Annotated in this window: 21 protein-coding genes and 3 tRNA genes; 10 read left to right on the forward strand and 14 right to left on the reverse strand. The window is 67.1% G+C overall.

What is annotated here, in order from left to right; genetic code table 11:
* Positions 1-109: 109 nt before the first annotated feature.
* The 3 genes from cofC (at position 110) to RVF83_RS22305 (ending at position 4,150) form a co-directional block, all read left to right on the forward strand.
* Positions 110-859, forward strand: coding sequence for a 2-phospho-L-lactate guanylyltransferase (gene cofC, locus RVF83_RS22295; protein WP_005199365.1), 750 nt, complete (start codon positions 110-112; stop codon positions 857-859).
* A 135-nt stretch (positions 860-994) separates the two neighbouring features.
* On the forward strand, positions 995-3,190 hold the full coding sequence (locus RVF83_RS22300; RefSeq protein ID WP_005199366.1) for an RNA degradosome polyphosphate kinase: 2,196 nt from the start codon (positions 995-997) through the stop codon (positions 3,188-3,190).
* A gap of 39 nt (positions 3,191-3,229) precedes the next feature.
* A complete protein-coding gene (locus RVF83_RS22305; RefSeq protein ID WP_005199367.1) occupies positions 3,230-4,150 on the forward strand; it encodes an NUDIX hydrolase in 921 nt (306 codons plus the stop codon).
* Between the two features lie 93 nt (positions 4,151-4,243).
* On the opposite strand, the gene RVF83_RS22310 is transcribed toward RVF83_RS22305, so the two are convergent.
* From RVF83_RS22310 to leuC, 3 genes are all read right to left on the reverse strand, one after another.
* Positions 4,244-4,864 (reverse strand): HU family DNA-binding protein, encoded by a 621-nt coding sequence (locus RVF83_RS22310; protein ID WP_005199368.1) that lies wholly within the window; start codon positions 4,862-4,864, stop codon positions 4,244-4,246.
* Positions 4,865-5,048: 184 nt separating this feature from the next.
* Positions 5,049-5,642, reverse strand: a complete 594-nt coding sequence (leuD, locus tag RVF83_RS22315; protein ID WP_005199369.1) for a 3-isopropylmalate dehydratase small subunit — start codon at positions 5,640-5,642, stop codon at positions 5,049-5,051.
* Positions 5,643-5,692: 50 nt separating this feature from the next.
* Positions 5,693-7,129 (reverse strand): 3-isopropylmalate dehydratase large subunit, encoded by a 1,437-nt coding sequence (gene leuC / locus RVF83_RS22320; protein ID WP_005199370.1) that lies wholly within the window; start codon positions 7,127-7,129, stop codon positions 5,693-5,695.
* 96 nt (positions 7,130-7,225) lie between these two features.
* Between leuC and RVF83_RS22325 the strand changes: the two genes are divergently transcribed.
* On the forward strand, positions 7,226-7,960 hold the full coding sequence (locus tag RVF83_RS22325; RefSeq protein WP_005199371.1) for an IclR family transcriptional regulator: 735 nt from the start codon (positions 7,226-7,228) through the stop codon (positions 7,958-7,960).
* A gap of 62 nt (positions 7,961-8,022) precedes the next feature.
* Complete coding sequence (locus tag RVF83_RS22330; protein WP_005199372.1) at positions 8,023-8,520, forward strand: PPOX class F420-dependent oxidoreductase; 498 nt, start codon at positions 8,023-8,025, stop codon at positions 8,518-8,520.
* Positions 8,521-8,640: 120 nt separating this feature from the next.
* On the opposite strand, the gene RVF83_RS22335 is transcribed toward RVF83_RS22330, so the two are convergent.
* The 6 genes from RVF83_RS22335 to RVF83_RS22360 form a co-directional block, all read right to left on the reverse strand.
* A tRNA-Glu gene (locus RVF83_RS22335) sits at positions 8,641-8,713 on the reverse strand.
* A 103-nt stretch (positions 8,714-8,816) separates the two neighbouring features.
* Positions 8,817-8,889 (reverse strand) — tRNA-Glu (locus RVF83_RS22340).
* A 49-nt stretch (positions 8,890-8,938) separates the two neighbouring features.
* A tRNA-Gln gene (locus tag RVF83_RS22345) sits at positions 8,939-9,010 on the reverse strand.
* Positions 9,011-9,096: 86 nt separating this feature from the next.
* Positions 9,097-10,575: a glutamate--tRNA ligase gene (gltX, locus tag RVF83_RS22350; RefSeq protein WP_039880674.1), complete on the reverse strand. Its 1,479-nt coding sequence runs from the start codon at positions 10,573-10,575 to the stop codon at positions 9,097-9,099.
* Positions 10,576-10,619: 44 nt separating this feature from the next.
* Complete coding sequence (locus RVF83_RS22355) at positions 10,620-11,444, reverse strand: alpha/beta fold hydrolase (protein WP_005199374.1); 825 nt, start codon at positions 11,442-11,444, stop codon at positions 10,620-10,622.
* Positions 11,441-12,214 carry a fumarylacetoacetate hydrolase family protein gene (locus tag RVF83_RS22360; protein ID WP_005199375.1) on the reverse strand — a complete coding sequence of 258 codons (774 nt, stop codon included), beginning with the start codon at positions 12,212-12,214 and terminating at the stop codon, positions 11,441-11,443. The genes RVF83_RS22355 and RVF83_RS22360 overlap by 4 nt, the downstream gene beginning before the upstream one ends.
* Before the next feature lie 125 nt (positions 12,215-12,339).
* Here RVF83_RS22360 and RVF83_RS22365 point away from each other — a divergent pair, with 125 nt between their 5' ends.
* Positions 12,340-13,569 (forward strand): MFS transporter, encoded by a 1,230-nt coding sequence (locus RVF83_RS22365; RefSeq protein ID WP_005199376.1) that lies wholly within the window; start codon positions 12,340-12,342, stop codon positions 13,567-13,569.
* 88 nt (positions 13,570-13,657) lie between these two features.
* Here RVF83_RS22365 and RVF83_RS22370 read toward each other — a convergent pair whose 3' ends face one another.
* Both RVF83_RS22370 and serA read right to left on the reverse strand, forming a co-directional pair.
* Entirely contained in the window at positions 13,658-14,668 is a 1,011-nt protein-coding gene (locus RVF83_RS22370) for a 3-isopropylmalate dehydrogenase (RefSeq protein WP_005199377.1), read from the reverse strand.
* Positions 14,665-16,260 (reverse strand): phosphoglycerate dehydrogenase, encoded by a 1,596-nt coding sequence (gene serA, locus RVF83_RS22375; RefSeq protein WP_005199378.1) that lies wholly within the window; start codon positions 16,258-16,260, stop codon positions 14,665-14,667. The genes RVF83_RS22370 and serA overlap by 4 nt, the downstream gene beginning before the upstream one ends.
* A 332-nt stretch (positions 16,261-16,592) precedes the next feature.
* Here serA and RVF83_RS22380 point away from each other — a divergent pair, with 332 nt between their 5' ends.
* Entirely contained in the window at positions 16,593-17,258 is a 666-nt protein-coding gene (locus RVF83_RS22380) for a S1 family peptidase (RefSeq protein ID WP_005199379.1), read from the forward strand.
* Positions 17,259-17,420: 162 nt separating this feature from the next.
* Here RVF83_RS22380 and ilvC read toward each other — a convergent pair whose 3' ends face one another.
* From ilvC to RVF83_RS22395, 3 genes are all read right to left on the reverse strand, one after another.
* Positions 17,421-18,434, reverse strand: a complete 1,014-nt coding sequence (gene ilvC, locus RVF83_RS22385; RefSeq protein ID WP_039880683.1) for a ketol-acid reductoisomerase — start codon at positions 18,432-18,434, stop codon at positions 17,421-17,423.
* Between the two features lie 94 nt (positions 18,435-18,528).
* Positions 18,529-19,032 (reverse strand): acetolactate synthase small subunit, encoded by a 504-nt coding sequence (gene ilvN, locus RVF83_RS22390; protein WP_005199381.1) that lies wholly within the window; start codon positions 19,030-19,032, stop codon positions 18,529-18,531.
* On the reverse strand, positions 19,029-21,008 hold the full coding sequence (locus RVF83_RS22395) for an acetolactate synthase large subunit (RefSeq protein ID WP_119032788.1): 1,980 nt from the start codon (positions 21,006-21,008) through the stop codon (positions 19,029-19,031). The genes ilvN and RVF83_RS22395 overlap by 4 nt, the downstream gene beginning before the upstream one ends.
* 334 nt (positions 21,009-21,342) lie before the next feature.
* On the opposite strand from RVF83_RS22395, the gene RVF83_RS22400 reads away from it, so the two are divergent.
* The 3 genes from RVF83_RS22400 (at position 21,343) to ilvD (ending at position 25,342) form a co-directional block, all read left to right on the forward strand.
* A complete protein-coding gene (locus RVF83_RS22400; protein ID WP_005197010.1) occupies positions 21,343-21,789 on the forward strand; it encodes a PH domain-containing protein in 447 nt (148 codons plus the stop codon).
* Between the two features lie 79 nt (positions 21,790-21,868).
* On the forward strand, positions 21,869-23,212 hold the full coding sequence (gene mgtE, locus RVF83_RS22405) for a magnesium transporter (RefSeq protein ID WP_005197008.1): 1,344 nt from the start codon (positions 21,869-21,871) through the stop codon (positions 23,210-23,212).
* Between the two features lie 285 nt (positions 23,213-23,497).
* Positions 23,498-25,342, forward strand: a complete 1,845-nt coding sequence (gene ilvD, locus RVF83_RS22410; RefSeq protein WP_039880233.1) for a dihydroxy-acid dehydratase — start codon at positions 23,498-23,500, stop codon at positions 25,340-25,342.
* The last annotated feature ends 13 nt before the right edge of the window (positions 25,343-25,355 follow it).

Genomic DNA, 25,355 nt, shown 5'->3' on the forward strand with positions numbered 1-25,355 from the left:
CGGGTCCGTTTCACCGGACCGAACGACTACCTGACCACCCTAATGCCACTCCCGTGTCGACAGACCCGGAATGTCACCCGCGGCCCCCCGGTGGACCATGATGGTCAGCATGGACCACAGCGCCGTCGACATGAGCGTCGCCCTCAGCACTGCCTCGGGGACCCCCGTGGCCGGCGGGGCGACGGTCGTGGCCGTGCTGGCGGTCAAGAGTCTGCATCGCGCGAAGTCGAGGCTGGCGGCCACCCTGTCGTCGGCCATCGGCCACGACGATCCGACGACCCGCGGCTCGCTGGTCCTCGCGATGTTCCTCGACACCGTCGAAGCGCTGCGCGGTGCCGGCGTCTCGCGGGTGGTGGTCGTCAGTCCCGACGACGACGTGCTCGCCGCCGCCCGGCGCACGGGCACCCATGGACTGCCCGAGTTGCCCTTCCCGACCGCGGGATCGGGACTGAATGTCGCCTTCGGTCACGGTGCACGGTGGGCGCGGGAGACGTGGCCCGATTCGATGCGGGTCGTGTTCGTCCAGGCCGATCTGCCGGCTGCGACGAGCGACTCGTTGCGCGAGGTCCTGCACGAAGCGCCGGCACATCGCCTCAGCTTCCTCACCGACCGCGACGGGACCGGCACCGTTCTGCTGCACGGCACCCTCACCCCCGACGACACCGGCGCCCTCGACGACGCACCGCGTTTCGGCCCGGGATCGGCGGCCGCGCACCGAGCTGCAGGCGCCGTCGAACTCGACCCCGCGCACACGCGATGGACCGATCTGCGCACCGACGTCGACACCGCCACCGATCTCGACGCCGCGCGCGCACTCGGTCTCGGCCCCCACACCGCCGAGGCCCTGCGTCGCCTGTGACGACGCTTTTCGTCACTTCTGGAAGCGCGTGACTTCGCCTGTCGCACCATGCCGATTCGGACATCGGGGCGGCGGCGGTGAGGTGCCGGCCGCCGACCCATGCCAAGCGCGGCGGGTTTGGTCCATGATTGACGGGTGAGCCCTGCCGACGAGACCTCATCGACCACCGCGACTGTCACGACCACGCCGATCCCCAATGCGCCGCCGGCCGCAACCCTCGTCCCCGACGAGTCCGCAGACCTGCCCGAGGACCGGTACCTGAACCGCGAATTGAGTTGGCTCGACTTCAACTCCCGTGTTCTGGCCCTCGCCGAGGACACCTCGCTGCCACTGCTCGAGCGCGCGAAGTTCCTCGCCATCTTCGCCTCCAACCTCGACGAGTTCTTCATGGTGCGGGTCGCCGGCCTGAAGCGTCGTGACGAGACGGGGCTGTCGGTCCGGTCCGCCGACGGGTTGTCCCCGCGCGAACAGTTGATGCGCATCGCCGGGCGCACACAGAGCATCGCCGACCGCCATGCCCGGGTCTTCCTCGACTCGGTGCGGCCGGCGTTGGCCGCCAACGACATCTATGTCGTGTCCTGGTCGCAGTTGACCGACGAGCAGCGTGCCCGCATGGTCGATTACTTCCAGGACGAGGTCTTCCCCGTGCTGACGCCACTGGCCGTCGACCCGGCTCACCCGTTCCCGTACATCAGTGGCCTGTCGTTGAACCTCGCGGTGACCGTCAAGGACGTCAACGAAAGCGGCGAGCACTTCGCGCGAGTGAAGGTCCCCGACAATGTGAATCGCTTCATCCGGGTCGATCAGCTGGTGCCCTACCGCGGCACCGACGACGGGCGCCCCAAGCAGGCGGTGTACCTCCCGATGGAACATCTCATCGCCGCGAACCTGGGCACCCTGTTCCCGGGCATGGAAGTCGTTGAACATCACGCCTTCCGGATCACCCGCAACGCCGACTTCGAGGTCGAGGAGGACCGCGACGAGGACCTCCTGCAGGCGCTCGAGCGGGAACTCGCCCGACGCCGATTCGGCTCGCCGGTGCGACTCGAGGTGGCCGACGACATGAGCGAGCACATGCTCGATCTATTGCTGCGCGAACTCGACGTGAACCCGGCCGACGTCATCCAGGTGCCCGGTCTGCTCGACCTGTCTTCGCTTTTCGAGCTCTACGACCTCGACCGGCCACATCTGAAGGACCGCCCGTTCGTGCCCGGCACGCATCCGGCATTCGGCGAACGGGAGACGCCCAAGAGCGTCTTCTCCACGCTGCGCGAGGGTGATGTCCTCGTGCACCACCCCTACGACTCGTTCTCGACGAGCGTGCAGCGTTTCATCGAACAGGCCGCGGCCGACCCGCAGGTCCTCGCGATCAAGCAGACGCTGTACCGCACCTCGGGTGACTCCCCGATCGTCAACGCGCTCATCGACGCCGCCGAGGCGGGCAAGCAGGTCGTGGCGCTGGTGGAGATCAAGGCCCGCTTCGACGAGCAGGCCAACATCAAGTGGGCACGCCAACTCGAGCAGGCGGGAGTGCACGTCGTCTACGGACTCGTAGGACTCAAGACGCACTGCAAGACGTGCCTGGTGGTACGGCGCGAGGGCTCGACCATCAAGCGGTACTGCCACATCGGGACCGGCAACTACAACCCGAAGACCGCGCGGCTCTACGAGGACGTGGGCCTGCTGACCGCCGCTCCCGACATCGGCGCGGACCTCACCGACCTGTTCAACACCCTGACCGGCTACTCCCGCAAGAAGGAGTACCGGAACATCCTCGTTGCCCCGCAGGGCATCCGGGCGGGGATCATCAAACGCATCAACCGCGAGATCGAGCTGTTCCGCGCAGGCGACGACCGCGCCCGCGTGCAGTTGAAGGCCAACGCGCTGGTCGACGAGCAGGTGATCGACGCGCTGTATCGCGCGTCGCAGAACGGGGTTCCGGTCGACGTGGTGGTCCGCGGCATCAGCGCACTCCGCCCGGGGATGGAAGGTGTCAGCGACAACATCCACGTCCGGTCGATCCTCGGACAGTTCCTCGAACACTCCCGAATCCTGCATTTCGGTGCCCAGAACGAGTATTGGATCGGCAGCGCCGACATGATGCACCGCAATCTCGACCGCCGCGTCGAGGTGATGGTGAACGTGCGCGACAAACGCCTCGCCGGCGAACTCGGCGACATCTTCGCCTCCGCGCTCGACCCCCGTACCCGTTGCTGGGTCCTGCAGACCGACGGCAGCTGGGTGGCCTCCCCCGCCGCCGGAGAAGAGGTCCGGGATCATCAACGACAGATGATGCGCCGCAATCGTCGTCGGCCGGAGACCAATTCGTGACCGGCCGGTCGCGGCGCCCCTTCCCGACGGTGATCACCGATGGGTAAGACCCCGCCGAAGAACGTGTGGGCCGCGGGCGCCGTGGTCTGGCGTCCGTCGCCGTCGGGCTCGACGGCGACGGAAGACGTGGAGATCGCCGTCGTCCACCGGCCGCGCTACGACGACTGGACGATCCCCAAGGGCAAGGGCGAGCCGGGCGAGACCCTCGTCGACACCGCGGTCCGCGAGATCGCCGAGGAGACCGGACAACACGTGGTCCTCGGGCGGCACCTCGGCGATGTCCACTACGACGTCGACGCGGGTCGCAAGCACGTGCGTTACTGGTCGGCGCGCGGCAGCGACGCCGGCTTCACCCCGGACGACGAGGTCGACGAATTGCGCTGGCTCACGGTCGAGAAGGCACGCGAGTTGTTGAGCCACGAGCTGGATCGTCAGGTCCTGCGGGAGTTCACGCGGTTGCCGGCCGATCTGCACACCCTGCTGCTGGTGCGCCATGCCAAGGCGGGTCGACGTTCTCAGTACAAGGGCGACGACCGCCTTCGCCCACTCGACGCGGTGGGCCGCACGCAGGCGGTGGCCCTCGTCCCCCTTCTGCTGGCCTTCGGTGCCCGGCGGGTTCACGCGGCGGATCGAGTGCGCTGCGAGCAGACGCTCGAACCTCTGCGCGCCCGCCTCGAGGTCGAAGCGCGGAGCGAGCCGGACCTCTCCGAAGAGGTGTATCGCGCCAATCCGGCGGCGGCACAACGACGCATCAGGGAACTCGCGTCCGAGATGCCGGACACGCCCGCCGTGTGCAGCCAGGGGAAGGTGATCCCACCGCTCATGGAATGGTGGGCCGAGCAGGACGGGATCACGCTGCCGAAGGCGTCGAACCGCAAGGGCAGTGTATGGGTCTGCTCGCTCCACGACGGCCGGCTCGTGGCGGCCGATCACATCGCGAGTCCCCTGCCCCCGGACTGACGAACCCGGGCTGAGGACCCCGGACACAGATCAACCCCTGGTGGGGAAGTCACCAGGGGTTGATCTGAGAGGTTCGCCCTACCGGGCCGGTTTTCAGCGACGCGTCGACTTCTTGGCCGGAGCCTTCTTGGCCGCAGTCTTCTTGGCCGGAGCCTTCTTTGCGGCGGTCTTCTTGGCCGGTGCAGCCTTCTTGGCCGGGGTGGCCTTCTTCGCCGCGGTCGTCGTCTTCTTCGCTGCGGTGGTCTTCTTCGCCGGCGTGGTCTTCTTGGCCGCGGTGGTCTTCTTCGCTGCCGTGGTCTTGGCCGGAGCCTTCTTGGCCGCGGTCTTCTTCGCCGGGGTGGCCTTCTTCGCCGCGGTCTTCTTGGCCGGAGCAGCCTTCTTGGCCGCGGTGGCTCCGCTGCCGCGCTTCACAGCCGGGCCGGTGGCGGCGAGCTTCTGCTTGCCGGCCACGACGGCCTTGAACTGAGCGCCCGGACGGAACGCGGGAACCGAAGTAGCACGGACCTTCACGGTTTCGCCGGTGCGCGGGTTGCGCGCGACGCGCGGTGCGCGCTTCCGCTTCTCGAAGACGCCGAAGCCGGTGATCGTCACGCTCTCGCCCTTGTTGACCGCGCGAACGATCGTGTCGACGACGAGCTCGACGGCTTCAGTCGCAGTCTTGCGATCCGCGTCGAGCTTCTTGGTCAGCTCATCAATGAGCTCCGCCTTGTTCATAAGTACCTCCGCAAGCTGATCTGACCGATTTTCGGCCAGCTACCAACACACGGTAAACGTCGAATTTGAAAACGTCCATCTTCCACGCCAATTAAGACGCCGTGTTGCGAAATCGCATGTCAGCTCACAAGGTCTCCACCTCGGCGGGACCCGGCCGTCCGCGCGGCCCCGAAGGGGTCTCGGGTCAGTCCGCGAGAGTCCTCGGTTTGAACGACGGGCGCTTCGATTCGTGCTCGGAAATCGCGTCTACCTGGCGCAACGTCAATCCGATGTCATCGAGACCCTCCATCAGGCGCCACCGCGTGTAGTCATCAATTGCCAACGGCACCACGAGGTCTCCGGCGGTGACGGTCTTATCGACAAGGCTCACCGTGATTTCCATCCCGGGGTTCTCCTCGAGACGCTTCCACAGCAACTCGACGTCGGACTGCTCGACCTGGGCGGCGACGAGTCCGGCCTTGCCCGCGTTCCCGCGGAAGATGTCGGCGAAACGAGACGAGATCACCACGCGGAACCCGAAATCGGACAGCGCCCACACCGCGTGCTCACGCGAGGAGCCGGTGCCGAAATCCGGACCGGCGACGAGCACCGAGCCGTTGTTCCACGGCTCGTTGTTGAGGATGAAGTCCGGATCGGTACGCCATCCGGCGAACAGGCCGTCCTCAAAGCCCGTGCGGGTCACGCGCTTCAGGTACTCGGCTGGGATGATCTGGTCGGTGTCGACGTTGCTGCGGCGCAGCGGGACGCCAATGCCCGTGTGTTCGGTGAACGGCTGCATTTTTCAAAGCCCCTGTTCGGAATTGGTCTGGAATGTGGTCTGGGGGTTACTCAACCGAGATCGGCCGGAGCGGACAGCGTCCCGCGGATCGCGGTGGCGGCCGCGACGGCCGGCGACACCAGGTGGGTTCGTCCGCCCTTGCCCTGCCGCCCTTCGAAATTGCGGTTCGACGTCGAGGCGCAACGCTCGCCGGGGGCGAGCTGATCCGGGTTCATCCCCAGACACATCGAGCAACCGGCCTGACGCCACTCGGCGCCGGCGTTGAGGAAGATCTCCCCGAGGCCCTCTTCCTCGGCCTGGGCGCGCACCCGCATCGAGCCGGGCACGATGAGCATCCGCATGCCGTCGGCGAGCTTGCGCCCCTTGAGGACGTCGGCGACCGCGCGCAGGTCCTCGATGCGGCCGTTGGTGCACGATCCGACGAAGACCGTGTCGACCTTGATGTCACGCAACGGGGTACCGGGCTTCAGGTCCATGTACTCGAGAGCCTTGGCGGCGGCGCTCGATGCCACCTCGTCACCGAAATCGGCGGGGTTGGGAACGATCGATCCCAGCGGCGCCCCCTGGCCGGGGTTGGTCCCCCAGGTGACGAACGGGGTCAGCTCACTCGCGTCGATGTGAACCTCGGCATCGAAGACGGCGTCGTCGTCGGTGCGCAGGCTGTCCCAATAGGTAACAGCCGCATCCCATTCGGCGCCCTTCGGGGCATGCGGGCGTCCCTTGAGGAACTCGTAGGTGACCTCGTCGGGGGCGATCATGCCGGCACGGGCGCCGGCCTCGATCGACATGTTGCACACGGTCATCCGGGCTTCCATCGACAGTTTGCGGATCGCCTCGCCGCGGTATTCGAGGACGTATCCCTGCCCGCCGCCGGTGCCGATCTTCGCGATGATCGCCAGGATCAGGTCCTTGGCGGTGACGCCGGGCGGCAGTTCACCGTCGACGTTGATCGCCATCGTCTTGAACGGACGCAGCGACAGCGTCTGCGTGGCCAGGACGTGCTCGACCTCGCTGGTGCCGATGCCCATCGCGATCGAACCGAAGGCGCCATGGGTGGCGGTGTGGCTGTCGCCGCACACCACGGTCATGCCGGGCTGCGTCAGACCCAGCTGCGGACCGACGACGTGCACGATGCCCTGTTCGGCGTCACCCATCGGGTGCAACCGGACACCGAACTCCTCGCAGTTCTTGCGGAGGGTGTCGACCTGCGTGCGCGACACCGGATCGGCGATCGGCTTGTCGATGTCGATCGTCGGGACGTTGTGGTCCTCGGTGGCGATCGTCAGGTCGAGGCGCCGCACGGGGCGTCCCGCCAACCGGAGGCCGTCGAAGGCCTGCGGACTGGTGACCTCGTGCACGAGATGGAGGTCGATGTAGATCAGGTCCGGGTTCCTGGTTCCGGACGCATCTGCTTCACCGGGCACGACAACATGGTCGCGCCAGACCTTCTCGGCGAGAGTAAGCGGCTGGGCTGGGCTGTTGCTCATGGCTGCACTCGATATCTTCTCGGGTTCGGCGGACGGGGCACGCCCATCTCACGATGAAAACGTGCATCTCACTATTTGGACAGCTAGTATCGTCCTATGGGAAAGGATAGCGCATCCGGGGTCAGCAGCGGAATCGGCGTACTCGACAAATCCGTGGCTGTGCTGCATGCCATAGCCGAGGCCCCGTGCAATCTCTCGGAGCTGTGCGGGCGGACCGGACTCCCGCGCGCCACGGCCCATCGGCTGGCGGTCGGCCTCGAGACCCACCGCTTCCTCGCCCGGGACATCACCGGCCGCTGGCAGCCGGGGCCGGCTCTCGGCGAACTCGCCGCCTCCGCCCACGATCCCGTGACGGAGTCGGCCCTGATGGTCCTTCCCCGCCTTCGCGACATCACCGGCGAATCGGTTCAGGTCTATAGGCGGGAAGGTGCCGAGCGCGTGTGCGTCGCGGCGATGGAACCACCCACCGGTCTGCGCGACACCGTGCCGGTGGGCACCCGATTCCCGATGAGCGCGGGCTCCGCGGCCAAGGTCTTGCTCGCCTGGGCCGACCCGACCACGCAGCGTGCACTGCTTCACGACAGCGTCTTCAGTGAGCGTGCACTGCACGAGATCCGACGCCGCGGCTGGGCCCAGAGCGCCGGCGAACGTGCCGCCGGCGTGGCAAGCGTCTCGGCCCCGGTGCGCGACGGCAACGGCGACGTCGTCGCGGCCATCTCGGTCTCCGGTCCGATCGACCGCATGGGGCGTCGTCCCGGCGCACGATGGGCGGCCGATCTGCTGGCTGCCGCCGATGCGATCCACAAGCGGCTGCAGACCTCCCGCGCCTGAGACACCCACGCGTCCGCGCAGTGACCGTTCCGTCCGGCGGGTCCGTCGGATAGCTTCGTCACATGGGAGTCAATCAACGCAACCAGATCGTCATGTCCGACGCAGAGATCGAGCAATTCGTCGCGCGCAGCCGCACGGCCACCCTCGCGACGACGGGCCCCGACGGCGGCATCCACCTCGTCGCCATGTGGTACGGCGTCATCGACGGCGAGATCTGGTTCGAGACGAAGTCCAAGTCGCAGAAGGCGGTCAACCTCCGCCGCGACAACCGGTGCACAGTGATGATCGAGGACGGCGACACCTACGACACGTTGCGCGGCGTCTCCTTCGAGGGGACCGCCGAGATCCTCGACGACCCCGACTCGTGCCTGAAGGTCGGGATCAGCGTCTGGGAGCGCTACACGGCCCCCTACACCGAGGAATCGCGACCGTTCGTCGAGCAGATGATGCACAAGCGTGTGGCCGTCCGCCTGGTGCCCTCGCGCACCCGTTCGTGGGATCACCGCAAGCTCGGCATCCCGGAGATGCCGGCGTCGGGAAGCACCGCGCAGTACCTGTAGCCCGATCTCCGAGCCCAAGACTCGCCCGTGTCGTGATGATCACATCGCAACGCGGGCGAGTTGTTGTGCCGCACAGAGAAAAACACCCTCCCTCTGCTGGACAGAGGGAGGGTGTAACCGTAGCCCCGACGGGATTCGAACCCGCGCTACCGCCTTGAGAGGGCGGCGTCCTAGGCCGCTAGACGACGGGGCCTTGGAACTTTCCGGCGAACCAGACCCTAGCATGGGTCCGGCCGCATTCACCTTGCAGTGAAAAACTCCCCCCTCCTGCGTTGAGCAGGAAGAGGGAGCTTCTGTAGCCCCGACGGGATTCGAACCCGCGCTACCGCCTTGAGAGGGCGGCGTCCTAGGCCGCTAGACGACGGGGCCAAGGAACTTCCAGCGATCGAACCTCGCGGTGTCGATCTTCTTCAGTTCGCTGGGGTACCAGGACTCGAACCTAGAATGGCTGAACCAGAATCAGCTGTGTTGCCAATTACACCATACCCCATGGACTTCCCTATTCCCTGCGGGAAAGTGCCGAGAAAGACAATAGCAAAGGGTTACTGGAAGTCCACAAACGTGCAGCTCAGAGGGCTAATTTGCAGCGATCTCACGGGCTGCGGCGAGGCGCGCGAGGGTCTTCTCCCGACCCAGGATCTCCATCGACTCGAAGAGCGGCGGACTCACCTGCGAACCGGTCACGGCGACCCGCACCGGACCGAACGCCTTACGCGGTTTGAGCTCCATACCGTCCACCAGAGCCCCGTTGAGCGCGTCCTGCAGCTCCTGTGTGGTCCAGGAGGCCAACGGCTCGATGGCTGCGATCGTGGCGTCGAGAACGGCCACCGCGTCGGCACCCAGGTTCTTGCTCGCGGCCTTCTCGTCGATGGTGAAGTCGTCGTCGGACACGTAGACGAACTTGATGAGGTCCCAGGCGTCGCCGAGGACCTGGATACGCGTCTGGACCAGCTCGGCGAGTGCGGCGAAACTCACATCGTCTACCGGCTCCGACAGATGGCCGTGACCGACGAGGAATTCCTTGAGGCGTGCGGTGAAGTCACCGAGTTCGAGTCGGCGGATGTGCTCGGCGTTGATCGCGTCGGCCTTCTTCTGGTCGAAACGCGCAGGATTCGAATTGACCTGTCGCACATCGAAAGCCGCGATCATTTCGTCCAGCGAGAAGACATCGACGTCGCTCGAGTAACCCCACCCGAGAAGGGCCAGGTAGTTGAGCAGACCCTCCGGGATGAAACCCCGATCGCGGTGATGGAAGAGGTTCGACTGGGGGTCGCGCTTGGACAGCTTCTTGTTGCCCTCGCCCATCACGAACGGCAGATGGGCGAACTGGGGGACGAAGTCGGCGACGCCGATGCGGATGAGCGCCTCGTACAGCGCGAGTTGCCGCGGCGTCGACGAGAGCAGGTCCTCGCCACGAAGGACGTGGGTGATCTTCATCATCGCGTCGTCGACCGGGTTGACCAATGTGTACAGCGGGTCGCCAGACGCGCGGGTCAGCGCGAAGTCGGGAACGGTGCCAGCCTTGATGGTCGTCGTACCGCGGACGAGGTCGTCCCAGGTGAGGTCCGTGTCCGGCATGCGCAGGCGGACAACCGGTTTGCGACCCTCGGCACGGTAGGCCTCCCGCTGCTCGTCGGTGAGATCGCGGTCGAAGTTGTCGTAGCCGAGCTTGGGATCACGCCCGGCAGCCTTGTGCCGCGCCTCGACCTCTTCCGGGGTCGAGAAGGCCTCGTAGGCCTCCCCCGCCTCGAGGAGACGCTTGACGACGTCGGCGTGGATGTCGCGCCGCTCCGACTGTCGGTAGGGACCGTAGGGACCACCCACCTCGGGCCCCTCATCCCAGTCCATCCCGAGCCAGCGCAGGGCGTCGAGGATGGCCTGGTACGACTCCTCGCTGTCACGCGACGAATCGGTGTCCTCGATGCGGAACACGAAGGTTCCGCCGTCGTGACGCGCCTGGGCGAAGTTGAACAGCGCGGTCCGCACGAGTCCCACATGGGGTGTACCGGTCGGGGACGGACAGAATCGGACTCGTACGGTCTCACTACTGGTCATGACCTTCAGGGTAACGAAACCGCCTCAGGCCCTGACCGGCGCGTTCAGTCCCGGAACCGCCCGCAGAAGTCGACGAGCACGCGGTTCACCTCGGCCGGTTGTTCGAGATAGCCGAAATGCCCGGCACGTTCGATCTGTACGTACTCCGCGCCCGGAATCGCCTCGGCCACCTCGCGAGCCAGCTTCGGCGGCAACGTGCGGTCGTCGGCGAAACCGACGACGAGCGTCGGACGGGTGATGTTGCGATACGCCGAGAGCCGGTCGGACTCCTTGTTGTGGAGTTCGAGCTGCGCACGCACGCCCGGGGTGATCGTCTGCGGCGAGAAACCGATGATGTCGAGCCAGTCCCGAGCCGCGCGGTCGTCGTCGAGGGTGTGCGGCGACAGGTTGAGATGAGCTGTGATGGCCGCCTGGTACTCCGACGGCAGCTTGATCTTGTTGTCGTAGAGCGCGCGCTCACCGGCCGAGATCGCTTCCTGCAGCGGGGTGTTCCGCCCGTAGGTGGCGATCAGGACGGCCGCCTTCACGACATCGGGCCGGGCCAGAGCGAGTTCCTGGGTGATCCGGGCGCCCAGCGAGGTTCCCACGACGATGGCCGGACCGCGGTCCAGATGCTCGATGAGCGCGGCGGTGTCGGCGACCATGTCGTCGAGGCCGAAACCCTCCGGGCATTCCGACGACGGGGCGATGCCGCGGTTGTCGAAGGTGACGACGGTGTAGCCCGCCTTCACCAGTGCCGGTTCTTGATTGGCCTTCCACACGCGACCGGGACTTCCGGTGCCCATCACCATGACGACGAGCGGGCCGCTGCCGGCCACGCTGTAGGAGATGTCGATGCCGTTGACGCGTGCCGTGCTGGGAGCTGTCATGCCTTGTCCACCACCGGGTTGGAGAGCGTGCCGATTCCGTTGACGGTCACCGAGACCCGTTGTCCGGCAACCATGGGTCCCACCCCTTCTGGCGTGCCCGTGAGGATCACGTCACCGGGGAGCAGGGTCATGATCCGCGTGATCCACTCGACGATCTCGCCGATGTCGTGCAGCATCAACGACGTCCGGGTGCGCTGCTTGACCGCTCCGTCGAGCTCGGTGACGAGTTCGACGTCGGACGGATCGAAGGAGGTCTCGATCCAGGGACCGAGCGGGCAGAAGGTGTCGTAACTCTTGCCACGCGTCCACTGACCATCGGCCTTCTGCTGATCGCGGGCGGTGACGTCGTTGGCGATCGTGTAACCCAGGATGACGTCCTTGGCCTGCGCGGCCTTGACGTCCTTGCAGGGACGGCCGATGACGACAGCCAACTCGCCTTCGTAGTCCACGCGTTCCGACGACGGCGGACGCACGATCGGGACCTCGGGACCGATGATGGAGGTGTTCGGCTTGATGAAGATCACCGGATCGGCCGGCGCCTCGCCACCCATCTCGGCCGCGTGCGCGGCGTAGTTCTTACCGATGCAGATCACCTTGCTGGCCAGGATCGGGGCCAGCACACGGACGTCGGCCAGTTTCCAGGAGCGACCGGTGAACGTCGGGGTGCCGAACGGATGCTCGGCGATCTCCTTGGCGACTGCGTCGTCGCCTTCCCCTTCGACGGACACAAAGGCCACTCCGTCGGGACTCGCAATTCGACCTAAGCGCATGTCCAGACCCTATCGCACCCACCGATCCCATCCGTTGGGAGTCGAGTTGGCGGACCCTTCCGGCGGTCTTAGAATGTGAGCCAATTGTTCCACACTGTGAGATGCAGAGAGCGGGGTGAGTTCGGATGGATGACCTGAGCATCATGTCCAACACCAGGAGGTGGGTCATCCTCGGATGCTCACTGCTAGCCGCGCTGACGACCACCTGCGTCGTGAGCGGCGTCGCGTACCTGATCCCCGCGCTCCACACCGATGCCGGACTGACCCTCACCGCGGCGGCGACACTCGCCGCCATCCCGACGATCGGCCTCACGATGGCCACGTTCCTGTGGGGAATACTGCTGGACCGTTACGGCGAACGCCGGATCCTGCTGATCTCTCTGTCGATCTCGCTCGTGGGCGCCACCGGCGCGGCCGTTGCTGCGGCCACCGATGCCTCATATGTCCTCATCGGCGCGGCTCTCCTGGTGGGCGGCATCGGATCCGGCGCCGCCAACGGGGCCAGCGGCCGGATCGTGGTGGGCTGGTTCCCCGCTCAGCAGCGCGGCACCGCGATGGGTGTCCGGCAGATGGCGCAACCCCTGGGCATCGGTGTGTGCGCGCTGACCATGCCGGTTGTCGCGGCCACCCAGGGACCCGCTGCGGCCCTGGCCATCCCGGCCGTGATCACCGCCGCCGGCTTGCTGGCTGTGCTGATCGGCATCAGCGACCCGCCGCGTCGTGCGAGCTCCGTCGGCCACAAAGACGATTCCACGACCGGCCGAAACCCCTACCGGGGCAACTCGTTCCTCGCCCGGGTGCACGCCGTAAGCATGCTGCTCGTCGTACCGCAGTCGATGATGTGGACCTTCGTACCCACGTGGTTGATCGTGGCACACGACTGGTCGCCCGCCGGTGCCGGAATCCTGATCACCGTGACGCAGGTGATCGGCGCGTTCGGCCGGATCGCCGCGGGCCGATGGTCGGATGCCTGGCTCTCCCGGATGCGTCCGGTGCGGGTCATCGCGGTCGCCGGTGTCGCTTCGATGTGCGCTCTCGCCGTGGCGGATTGGTTCGACAGTCCCGTCGCGCCCGCACTGATGGCCGTGGCCGGCGTGATCTCGGTGGCCGACAACGGCCTGGCGTTCACCGCAATCGCCGAGTTCGCCGGGCCGGCCTGGAGCGGACGCGGACTCGCGGTGCAGAACACGGGTCAGTACCTGGTCACCGCCGCGACGACGCCCGTGCTGGGTGCACTGATCGCCGCGGTCGGTTTCCCGGCGGCGTTCGCGGTCACCGCGCTCGCCCCACTGGCGGCCACCCCCCTGGTGCCGCGCGACGCCCAGCGGCTGGTCGAGGAGCCCGTGAAGGCCTGACCGGCCGCCGAACTCACCACATATGGATCAACCCACCACCCGATCGTCGGGTGGTGGGTTGATTCCGTTGGTGCCGGTCCGCGGACCCTCAGGCGAGGCGTTCGCGGATGCGCTTGCCGACCTCACCGGTGACGACCGGTCCGCCGCGCTCGGCGAGGTCGTCGGCGACGGCCTTCTCGATCCGGGCCGCGGCGTCGTTCTCACCGAGGTGTTGCAGGAGCAGGGCGGTCGACAGGATGGCGGCGGTCGGATCGGCCTTGCCCTGACCGGCGATGTCGGGTGCCGAACCGTGAACCGGTTCGAACATCGACGGATTCGCGCCGGTGGCGTCGATGTTGCCCGACGCCGCCAGTCCGATGCCGCCGCTGACGGCAGCCGCGATGTCGGTGATGATGTCGCCGAACAGGTTGTCGGTGACGACCACGTCGAAGCGGCCGGGATCGGTGACCAGGTAGATGGTCGCCGCGTCCACGTGGCAGTAATCGGTGGTGACGTCGGGGAATTCGGCGCCGATCTCCTCGACCGCACGGCTCCACAGCGATCCGGCGAAGCCGAGCACATTGGTCTTGTGGACCAGCGTGAGCTTCTTACGACGCTGCTGTGCACGCTGGAAAGCGTTGCGCACCACGCGTTCGACGCCGAATCGGGTGTTGACACTGACCTCGGTGGCCACCTCGTGCGGAGTGCCTACGCGGATCGCGCCGCCGTTGCCGGTGTAGGGACCCTCGGTGCCCTCACGGACGACGACGAAGTCGATCTCGGGGTCGCCGGCCAGCGGCGAGGTGACACCGGGGTACCGGCGCGACGGACGCAGGTTCACGTGGTGATCGAGGGCGAAACGCATCGTGAGCAGCAGGCCGCGCTCGAGGATGCCCGGCGGCACCGACGGATCGCCGATGGCGCCCAACAGGATTGCGTCGTGGCGGCGCAGCGACTCCAGGTCGTCCTCGGTGAGGAGTTCACCGTTGCGGTGGTAGCGGCGAGCACCGAGATCGAACTCGGTGGTGCTCACCGACGGGACGACGGTCTCGAGGACGCCGAGCGCCTCCCCGATGACCTCGGGTCCGATGCCGTCGCCGGCGATGACAGCGAGTTTCACGACAGATCCACCTGCACGATCAGGGTGGCGCCCACCGCCGAACCGATGGCCTCGACGACCTCGTCGGTCAGCGCGCTGCTGACGCGCAGCATCATCGTGGCGCCTTCACCCTCGGCGTCCTGCGACAGACCGGCGGCGAGGATGTCGACGCCGGCGTCACCGAGGAGCGTGCCGATCTTGCCGAGCGAGCCCGGACGATCCGCGTAGCTGACGATCAGGTTGTGGCCCTCGGCGCGGAGGTCGAAGTTGCGGCCGTTGATGTTCACGATCTTCTCGACCAGGCGCGGCTCGGTGAGCGTGCCGGAGACGTTGTGGACCGAACCATCGGCGAACACTGCCTTGACGTCGACGACGCTGCGGTGGTTGGGGCTCTCCGGAGCGGTGGTCACCTCGCTGGTGACACCACGGCTCTCGGCCACGGCCGGAGCGTTGACGAAGGTGACCGGCTCGTCGAGGACGGCCGAGAACAGGCCGCGCAGCGCCGAGAGCCCGAGGACCTCGACGTTCTTGGCGGCCAGCTCACCGCGGACATCGACAACCAGCGAGGTCGGCGGCTCCTTGCTGATGGCGCCGACGAGGACACCGGCCTTGCGCGCGACCTCGAGCCACGGGGCGACCTCTTCGTCGACCGCGCCGCCGGTGATGTTGACGGCGTCGGGCACGAAGTGACCGGCCAGGGCGAGGCGGACGCTCTTGGCGACATCGGTGCCGGCACGGTCCTGGGCCTCGCTGGTGGAGGCGCCGAGGTGCGGGGTCACGACGACCTGCGGGAGGTCGAACAGCGGCGAGTCGGTGCAGGGCTCGGTCGCGAAGACGTCGAGGCCGGCAGCGCGGACCTGGCCGGAGTTGATGGCGTCGGCCAGTGCCTGCTCGTCGATCAGACCACCGCGGGCGGCGTTGACGATGACGACGCCCTTCTTGGTGCGGGCGAGCTGCTCGGCGCCGATGAGACCGAGGGTCTCGGGCGTCTTGGGCAGGTGCACGGTGATGAAGTCGGCGCGCTCGAGGAGCTCGTCGAGGCTGACCAGCTCGATGCCGAGCTGAGCGGCCCGGGCCGGCGAGACGTAGGGGTCGTACGCGATGATGTGGGTCTCGAAGGCGGCCAGACGTGCGGCGACCAGCTGACCGATGCGGCCGAGGCCGACGACGCCGACGGTCTTGTCGAAGATCTCGACACCGTTGAAAGCCGAACGCTTCCACGTCTTCTCACGCAGGGTGGCGTCGGCGGCCGGGATCTGGCGCGACGCCGACATCAGCAGCGCGATGGCGTGCTCGGCGGCGGTGTGGATGTTGGAGGTCGGCGCGTTGACGACCATGACGCCGCGTTCGGTGGCGGCGGGGACGTCGACGTTGTCGAGACCGACACCGGCGCGCGCGATGATCTTCAGCTTCTTGCCGGCGTCGAGGACCTCGGCGTCGACAGTCGTCGCGGAACGCACGAGGATGGCGTCGGCGTCGACGACGGCCTCGAGCAGCTTGGGACGGTCCGGGCCGTCGACCCATCGCACCTCGACACCGTCACCGAGTGCTTCCACGGTGGACGGCGCCAGCTTGTCGGCGATGAGTACGACCGGGCGGCCAGCAGAGCTCACAGTCTTTTCTCCAGGTTCGGGGCAGGTGCGAATTCTCACCTTTGGCAGGACGGAGCGTCGTGGACTCTCCGTGTCACAGCTTAAAGGTCTGGTAGATGGCCCCGAACAGGCGGTCTACCCTGAAAGTGACGCCGTGTCCGTGGGGCTGGGTAGAGTGTGACGGGCATTACGGCGCGCTGCGGCAAGCATCACGGAAGGGTTGCAAACCGACCGCGGGTCGATCCCACGCAGGAGCGAACGCCGGAGAGTCCCGGTACGGTGTGCTTTGACCGCCTGCCGCGACCAGTTCCGGCAGGCGTTTCGGCGCATTGCGAATCAGAAGTGGAGAGCGGATGACGAAGAAGCTGACGGCACTGTTGGCGGTTTTGGCTGCGACGGTGCTCGCCGGCTGGGGAGCGGGTGTCGCGGTCGCGGCCCCGGCAAAGATCTTCCTCGGGGGCGGCTCTGGAATTCTTGTCCTCAAAGGTGGAAACTCCGCTGCAGCCTGCACCCTGACGACGATCGGCCGCTCCAAGACCGGCAAGCTCATCGGCATCACCGCGGGACACTGCGGTAACCCCGGCCAGAAGGTCTACTCGGAGACCTTCCAGGACCGCGGGCAGGCCGGCACCATCACCCATTCGTTCTCCGACCTCGACATGGCGATCATCCAGATGGACGCCTCGAAGGTCGTGCCGCTGCGCACCGTCCGCGGCGTGACGATCCGCTCGGTCGATCCCCGCCCCATCGGCTTCCCCACCATCGCGTGCAAGGAAGGTCGCACCACCGGCAACACCTGTGGCATCGCCTGGTTCTCCGAGGGTGACGTCCATCTCAGCCAGCTGTGCGTGATCGAAGGCGACTCCGGCAGCCCCGTCGTGGTCGGTGACCGCCTCGTCGGCATGGTGAATGCCTACTACTTCCTCGGCTGCTTCGGTCCGGAGACCGGCACCAACATCAAGCCGATCCTGAACCGGGTGGCCTCGGTCCCCGAGTACAAGGGATTCACGATCGCCTGATCGAACTTCCCCTCGCGACGCCCCGGGTTCACACCCGGGGCGTTGTGCATTTCCGGGACATCTTCCGCCCCGCCGCAGCTCTTGTGAACCCAACCTTTTGCGCTCCGACGACGGCGGGCCCGCACCTCGAAAGGTGCGGGCCCGCGGTCAGAGCAGAGAGACTCAGGCGGTCTCGGTGATCGGACGATCAACCCAGCTCATCAGGTCGCGCAGCTTCTTGCCGGTGACCTCGATCGGGTGCTCGGCGTTCTGCTTGCGCAGGCCCTCGAGCTCCTTGTTGCCGCCCTCGACGTTGGCGACGAGGCGCTTGACGAAGGTGCCGTCCTGGATGTCCTTCAGGATGGCGCGCATGCGCTCCTTGGTGTCGGCGTCGATGACGCGCGGGCCCGAGATGTAGCCGCCGAACTCGGCGGTGTCGGACACCGAGTAGTTCATGCGGGCGATGCCGCCCTCGTACATGAGGTCGACGATGAGCTTGAGCTCGTGCAGCACCTCGAAGTAGGCCATCTCCGGTGCGTAACCGGCCTCGACCATGACCTCGAAGCCGGCCTTGACCAGTTCCTCGGTGCCACCGCACAGCACGGCCTGCTCACCGAAGAGGTCGGTCTCGGTCTCTTCCTTGAAGGTGGTCTTGATGATTCCGGCGCGGCCACCGCCGATTGCGCTGGCGTAGCTGAGAGCGAGAGCCTGGCCCTCACCCTTCGGGTCCTGCGCGACGGCGATGAGCGCGGGGACACCCTTGCCGTCGACGAACTGACGACGAACGAGGTGGCCGGGGCCCTTCGGGGCGACCATGGCGACGGTGACGTTCTCCGGAGCCTTGATCAGGCCGAAGTGAATGTTCAGGCCGTGACCGAAGAACAGCGCGTCGCCGTCCTTCAGGTTCGGCTCGATGTCCTCGGTGAAGATCTGTGCCTGCGAGGTGTCGGGTGCGAGGACCATGATGACGTCGGCCCAGGCGGCAGCCTCGGAAGCGGTCAGGACCTTCAGGCCCTGCTCCTCGGCCTTGGCCTTGGACTTGGAACCCTCGCGCAGGCCGATGACGACGTCGACGCCCGAGTCACGCAGCGACAGCGAATGCGCATGGCCCTGGCTGCCGTAGCCGATCACCGCGACCTTGCGACCCTGGATGATCGACAGATCCGCGTCGTCGTCGTAGAACAGTTCGATGGCCACTTTGTTTCCCTTCGATTTGTGGCGCCCCTCGCGATTCTCTCTCTCGCCGAGGGACATATAAATTCTTCGCCGCTGTCACCAGCGGAGTTTACGGTCAGCGATTGGCCGACATGCTCTTCGGTCCGCGTCCGAGCGCAACGGCGCCGGACTGGGCGATCTCACGGATGCCGTAAGGATCGAGCATCCGCAGCAGAGCCTCGAGCTTCTCCGACGTACCGGTGGCCTCGATGGTGAGCGATTCCGGCGACACGTCGATGACCTTGGCGCGGAACAGGTTCACCACCTCGATGACCTCGGTGCGCACGGTCGAATCCGAACGGACCTTGACCATCATGAGCTCGCGGGACACCGAATTGGCCGGGTCCTGCTCGACGATCTTGATCACGTTCACCAGCTTGTTGAGCTGCTTGGTGACCTGCTCGAGCGGGAAGTCCTCGACAGAGACCATGATGGTCATCCGCGAGATCCCCTTGAGCTCGGTCGGGCCGACGGCCAGCGACTCGATGTTGAACCCGCGACGCGAGAACAATCCGGAGACGCGGGCCAGGACGCCCGGCCGGTCCTCGACCAGGACGCTGAGGGTGTGGGTGGTGCTCACTTCTGGTCCTTCTCTGCTGCGCGGTCGGCCGGAGCGTTGTCAACCTGCTGGTCGACGGTCCCGCGGGGGGCGTTCATCGTCTCGTGGATCTCGACCGGGTCCGACGCCGACTCGTCGTCGTCGAACAGCGGCCGGATGTTGCGGGCCGCCATGATCTCGTCGTTGCCGGTGCCCGCGGCGACCATCGGCCACACCTGGGCGTCCTTGCCGACGATGAAGTCGATGACGACCGGGCGGTCGTTGATCGCACGTGCCTGTGCGATGACGTCGTCGACGTCCTCCTCGCGCTCCACGCGGAATGCGACGCAGCCCAACGCCTCTGCCAGCTTCACGAAGTCCGGGATCATCCGGGAGTGCGTGGCAAGGTCGGTGTTGGAGTAGCGCTCTTCGTAGAAGAGGGTCTGCCACTGGCGGACCATGCCCAGGTTGCCGTTGTTGATCAGCGCGACCTTGATCGGGATGCCCTCGATCGCGCAGGTGGCCAGTTCCTGGTTGGTCATCTGGAAGCAGCCGTCGCCGTCGATGGCCCAGACCTCGGTGTCGGGTGCGGCGGCCTTGGCGCCCATGGCGGCGGGCACCGCGTAACCCATCGTGCCCAGACCACCGGAGTTGAGCCAGGTGCGCGGCTTCTCGTAGGAGATGAACTGCGCGGCCCACATCTGGTGCTGCCCGACGCCGGCGCAGTACACCGCGTCGGGTCCGGCGGCCTTGCCCAGCGCTTGGATGACGAACTCCGGCGACATCGAACCGTCGGTCTGACGGTCGTAGCTCAGCGGGTAGGTCTTCCGGATGCCGTCGAGGTAGGTCCACCACTCCGACAGGTCCGGCGTGGTGCCGGTGGTCGCCCGCTCGTCGCGCAGCGTCTCGGTCAGCTCGGCGATGACCGCCTTGCAGTCGCCGACGATCGGCACGTCGACCGGACGGTTCTTGCCGATCTCGGCCGGGTCGATGTCGGCGTGGATGACCTTGGCATCGGGCGCGAAGGAGTCGAGCTGACCGGTCACGCGGTCGTCGAACCGGGCGCCGAGGGTGATGAGCAGATCGCTGCGCTGCAGGGCGCCCACGGCCGCGACGGTGCCGTGCATACCCGGCATGCCCAGGTGCTGGTCGTGGCTGTCGGGGAACGCGCCGCGCGCCATCAGGGTCGTGACGACCGGGATGCCGGTCAGCTCGGCGAGCTCGAGCAACTCTTCGGAGGCGTTGGCCTTGATGACGCCGCCACCGACGTAGAGGACCGGCGCCTTGGCGGCGTTGATCAGGCGAGCCGCCTCCCGGACCTGCTTGCCGTGCGGCTTGGTGACCGGACGGTAGCCGGGCAGGTCGATCTGCGGCGGCCACGAGAACGTGGTCTGGCTCTGCAGGATGTCCTTCGGGATGTCGACGAGAACCGCACCGGGACGGCCGCTTTCGGCGATGTGGAAGGCCTCGGCGATGGTCTTGGGGATGTCGATGGCCCGGCTGACCAGGAAGTTGTGCTTCGTGATCGGCATGGTGATGCCGGAGATGTCGGCTTCCTGGAAGGCGTCGGTGCCGATCAGCGAGCGGCCGACCTGGCCGGTGATGGCGACGACGGGCACCGAGTCCATCTGGGCGTCGGCGAGCGGGGTCACGAGGTTGGTGGCCCCCGGGCCCGAGGTCGCCATCATCACGCCGGCGCGACCCGCGACCTGCGCGTAGCCGGTGGCGGCGTGGCCCGCACCCTGCTCGTGGCGCACGAGGACGTGGCGGACCTTGGTGGAGTCGAGCAGCGGGTCGTAGACCGGCAGCACCGCGCCGCCGGGGATGCCGAAGACGACCTCGACACCGAGCTCCTCGAGCGATCGGACCACAGACTGCGCACCGCTGACGCGCTCCGGCGCGACGGTGTGCTGACCTACCGCACGGAGGTTGCCCGCCGCGGGAGACTGCTGACGCAGTCCGGCGTTACGCGTCGGCTCATCACGGCCGGCGTCGGTGCGTGCTGTTGGTGCGCTCACTGCACGATCCTCATCTTGTCTGTATTTCGGTGGTGGGGTGATGTGACTACCTGACATGAAAAAACCCCCGACAGCTTCCGCTGTTCGAGGGTGGCGCGTCGATGCCGGTAGGGGTCTGTGAAGTGACCGGTCAGGCGACGCGCCAGCCGATTACTACGAGGATCCCGTTTGTCATCACGTTGATCACGGTAGGACCGCGCGTCGTTCTGAGTCAAACTCCGGACCACGCCGTCCCACATGATGAGAACCCACTGGTGGTGACGGACGTCTCACCGACTACCGCCGGGTAGACCCGACGCCGCGTTCCTCGTGGCCGGGTTGGCACAATGGACATGTGCCGACTGATTCCAGCGACCCCGCCGCCTCGACACCCGACGACTCTGCGGAGATCCCCTATCCCGTGGTCTTCCGCATCAACCGTGTCGCCTACTTCACGGTTCCGATGGTCGCGCTCGTGGTGGTCCTGCTGCTCGGCGCCTCGTACTGGTTCGCCTTCCTCTTCGTCGCCCCGGTGGCCCTGTACATGTGGATCCACCGCCTCCGCACGGTCGTCACCGAGGACGGACTTCGCGCCGTGGGCGCCCTGTCCACGACCGAACTCCCCTGGTCCGAGATCGCCGGCCTGCAGTTCCCCAAGTGGAGCTCGGTGCGTGCGGTCCGCCCCGACGGTCAGCGGGTCAAGTTACCGGCCATCGGTTTTCGCGATCTCCCCGTGCTGAACGTGGTGAGCAAGGGTCGCATCCCGGATCCGTTCGAGGCCGCCGCGAACCGCGACAAGTAGGCCCGAGAAGTCCCGGCGGCACAGAATCGTCGCTGCGCGAACGGCTTTGGCACCGGCAACAACCATTAGGCTCGTCGGCGTGACGTACGCGACGCTCGACGCCAACCAACTCGACGACCTGATCTCCGACGGTCAACTCGGGGCGGCCGCGACGGCGCTCTCGGCGCTGCCCGCCGGTGACATCGCCGCGCTCCTCGACCGTCTGTCCCATCAGGCGCGGGGCGTGGCCTTCCGTCTCCTCCCGAAGGATCTCGCCGTCGAGGTCTTCGACGACCTCGCCGCGGGTTCCCAGCGTCGGCTCATCGACGATCTCGGGACGGTCGAGGTGGCGACCGCGTTCGATCGCCTCGACCCCGACGACCGTGCCGAACTCCTCGACGAACTGCCCGCCGGCGTCGCCCGAGCCCTCATCCAACAACTCGCCCCCAGCGAACGCGACGTCACCGCCGTCGTGCTCGGTTACCCGCGCGGTTCGGTCGGGCGTCGGATGAGCCCCGAGTTCGTCCACGCCCGGCGCGACGAGACCGCCGGCGCCGCCCTCACCCGGGTCAAGGACCGCGGCCACGCCGCCGAGACGATCTACACCGTGCCCGTCCTCGACGACGCGCGGTCGCTCTGTGGCGTGGTCAGCCTCCGCGACCTCCTCCTCGCCGAACCCGACGCACCCATCGCCGCGCTGATGAGCAAGCCGATGTTCGCGCACGCCGACGACGACGCCGAGTCCACCGCCCAACGATGCGTCGACCGCGGCATTCTCGCGATGCCGGTCGTCGATCGCGACAACCGACTGGTCGGCGTTCTCACCATCGACGACGCGGTCGAGGTCGTCGAACAGGCTCGCGACACCGACGAGGCCCGTGCCGGTGCCCGCGAACCGCTCCGCGAGCCGTACCTGCACGCGTCGATCCTGTCGATCACCCGCGCCCGCATCGTGTGGCTGTTCGTCCTCGCGGTGTCGGCGATCCTCACCGTCAACGTCCTGGAGATCTTCGAGGGCACCCTCGAACAGAAGGTCGCCCTCGCCCTGTTCATCCCGCTGCTGACGGGCATCGGCGGCAACACCGGGTCGCAGGCCGCCACCACCGTCACCCGCGCCCTCGCGACCGACGACGTCACCACCCGCGACGTCGTGCGGGTCGCCGCCAAGGAGGTCCGGGTCGGGCTGACGATGGGATCATTGCTCGGCGTCGTCGGGTTCGCCGTCGCCGCACTGGTCTACGGCGTCGACATCGGCGCGGTCATCGGGCTGACGATCGTGTCGATCTGCACGATGGCCGCGACCGTCGGCGGCGTGATGCCGCTGGTCGCGAAATCCATCCGGGTGGACCCCGCCGTCTTCTCCACCCCGTTCATCTCGACGTTCTGCGATGCGACCGGCCTGATCGTCTACTTCTCCATCGCCAAGGCGGTTCTGGGAATCTGAGTTCGCCGCCGTCTCGTCGACGGCCCGGGGTCACGCCCGAATCGTTTTGTTTCCCCATGTCACAGCGGAGTAGCCTGGTCTCTCGGCGACTCGCGACGCCCACCCTCAGCGTGCGACGCCGTTCAACCCAGTTCCCGGGGCCACACAGCCCGAGTGAGACAAACCCCCGGGATCGCGGTGTTGACGCCAAGAGTCCGACGCGCAGAACGACTTCGGCCCAGCAGATGCCCGAAGGCGTTCGGCGACGCCGACTCTGCCCGACCCGACGATCGATATGAGGAACCCATGCCAGCCTTGAGGTCACGCACCACCACCGTCGGCCGCGAAGCCGCCGGCGCCCGCTCCCTGTGGCGCGCCACCGGTATGACCGACGACGATTTCGGCAAGCCGATCGTGGCGATCGCCAACTCGTACACGCAGTTCGTGCCGGGCCATGTGCACCTCAAGGATGTCGGCGAGATCGTCGCCGACGCAGTGCGAGCCGCGGGCGGCGTCCCGCGTGAGTTCCACACCATCGCCGTCGACGACGGCATCGCGATGGGCCACGGCGGCATGCTCTACTCGCTGCCGTCCCGCGAGATCATCGCCGACTCCGTCGAATACATGGTCAACGCCCACACCGCCGACGCGCTGGTGTGCATCTCCAACTGCGACAAGATCACCCCCGGCATGCTGAATGCCGCGATGCGCCTGAACATCCCGACCGTCTTCGTGTCCGGCGGTCCGATGGAAGCCGGCAAGGCGGTCGTCGTCGACGGTGTCGCCCAGGCGCCCACCGACCTGATCACCGCGATCTCCGCCTCGGCCAACAGCGACGTGGACGAGGACGGGCTGAGCGAGGTCGAGCGGTCGGCCTGCCCGACCTGTGGCTCGTGTTCGGGCATGTTCACCGCCAACTCGATGAACTGCCTCACCGAGGCCCTCGGACTGGCCCTGCCCGGCAACGGATCCACGCTGGCCACCCACGAGGCGCGACGGGCGCTGTTCGAGCGCGCCGGCAAGGTCGTCATCGACGCCGCGAACCGTTGGTACCGCGAGGACGACGCGTCGGTGCTGCCGCGCAGCATCGCGACCCCGGCCGCGTTCCGGAACGCGATGGCGCTCGACGTCGCCATGGGCGGCTCGACCAACACCGTGCTGCACATCCTCGCCGCGGCGCAGGAGGGCGAGGTCGCCGACTTCGATCTGTCGACCATCGACGAGATCAGCCGCAACGTTCCCTGCCTGTCGAAGGTCTCCCCCAACTCCGACTACCACATGGAGGACGTCCACCGGGCCGGCGGAATCCCCGCGATCCTCGGTGAACTGCGTCGCGCCGGACTTCTCGACGACACCACCTCGACGGTGTACAGCCCGACCCTCGCCCAGGCGCTCGACGACTGGGACATCCGCGGCGGCAAGGCCCTCGACGAGGCCGTCGAACTGTTCCATGCGGCGCCGGGCGGCGTGCGCACCACCACCCCGTTCTCGACCGCCAACCGGTGGAGCTCACTCGACACCGACGCCGCCGGCGGCTGCATCCGCGACCTCGCACACGCCTACACCGTCGAGGGCGGGCTGTGCGTCCTGCGCGGCAACCTCGCGCCTGACGGCGCCGTGCTGAAGACCGCGGGCATCGACGAGGACCTGTGGCACTTCGAGGGTCCGGCACGTGTGGTCGAGAGCCAGGAGGACGCCGTTCAGGTGATCCTGTCCAAGACCATCCAGGCCGGCGAGGTTCTCGTCGTTCGCTACGAGGGACCCGCAGGCGGTCCGGGTATGCAGGAGATGCTGCACCCGACCGCCTTCATGAAGGGCACCGGCATGGGCAAGAAGTGCGCGCTCATCACCGACGGCCGGTTCTCCGGTGGATCGTCGGGTCTGTCGGTCGGCCACATGTCGCCGGAGGCGGCGTCGGGTGGCGCGATCGGACTCGTCGAGGACGGCGACCGGATCCTCATCGACGTCAAGACCCGTCGCCTCGAGGTCCTCGTCGACGACGAGATTCTCGCCGAGCGCCGCGCGAAGATGGAGGCCTCCGAACGTCCGTGGCAGCCGAAGGACCGCCAGCGCACCGTCACGACCGCGCTGCGCGCGTACGCGAAGCTCGCGACCTCGGCCGACAAGGGCGCAGTCCGTCGGGTCGACTGACGGCCGAACCACA

It is taken from the genome of Gordonia rubripertincta (assembly GCF_038024875.1).
Lineage (GTDB): Bacteria > Actinomycetota > Actinomycetes > Mycobacteriales > Mycobacteriaceae > Gordonia > Gordonia rubripertincta.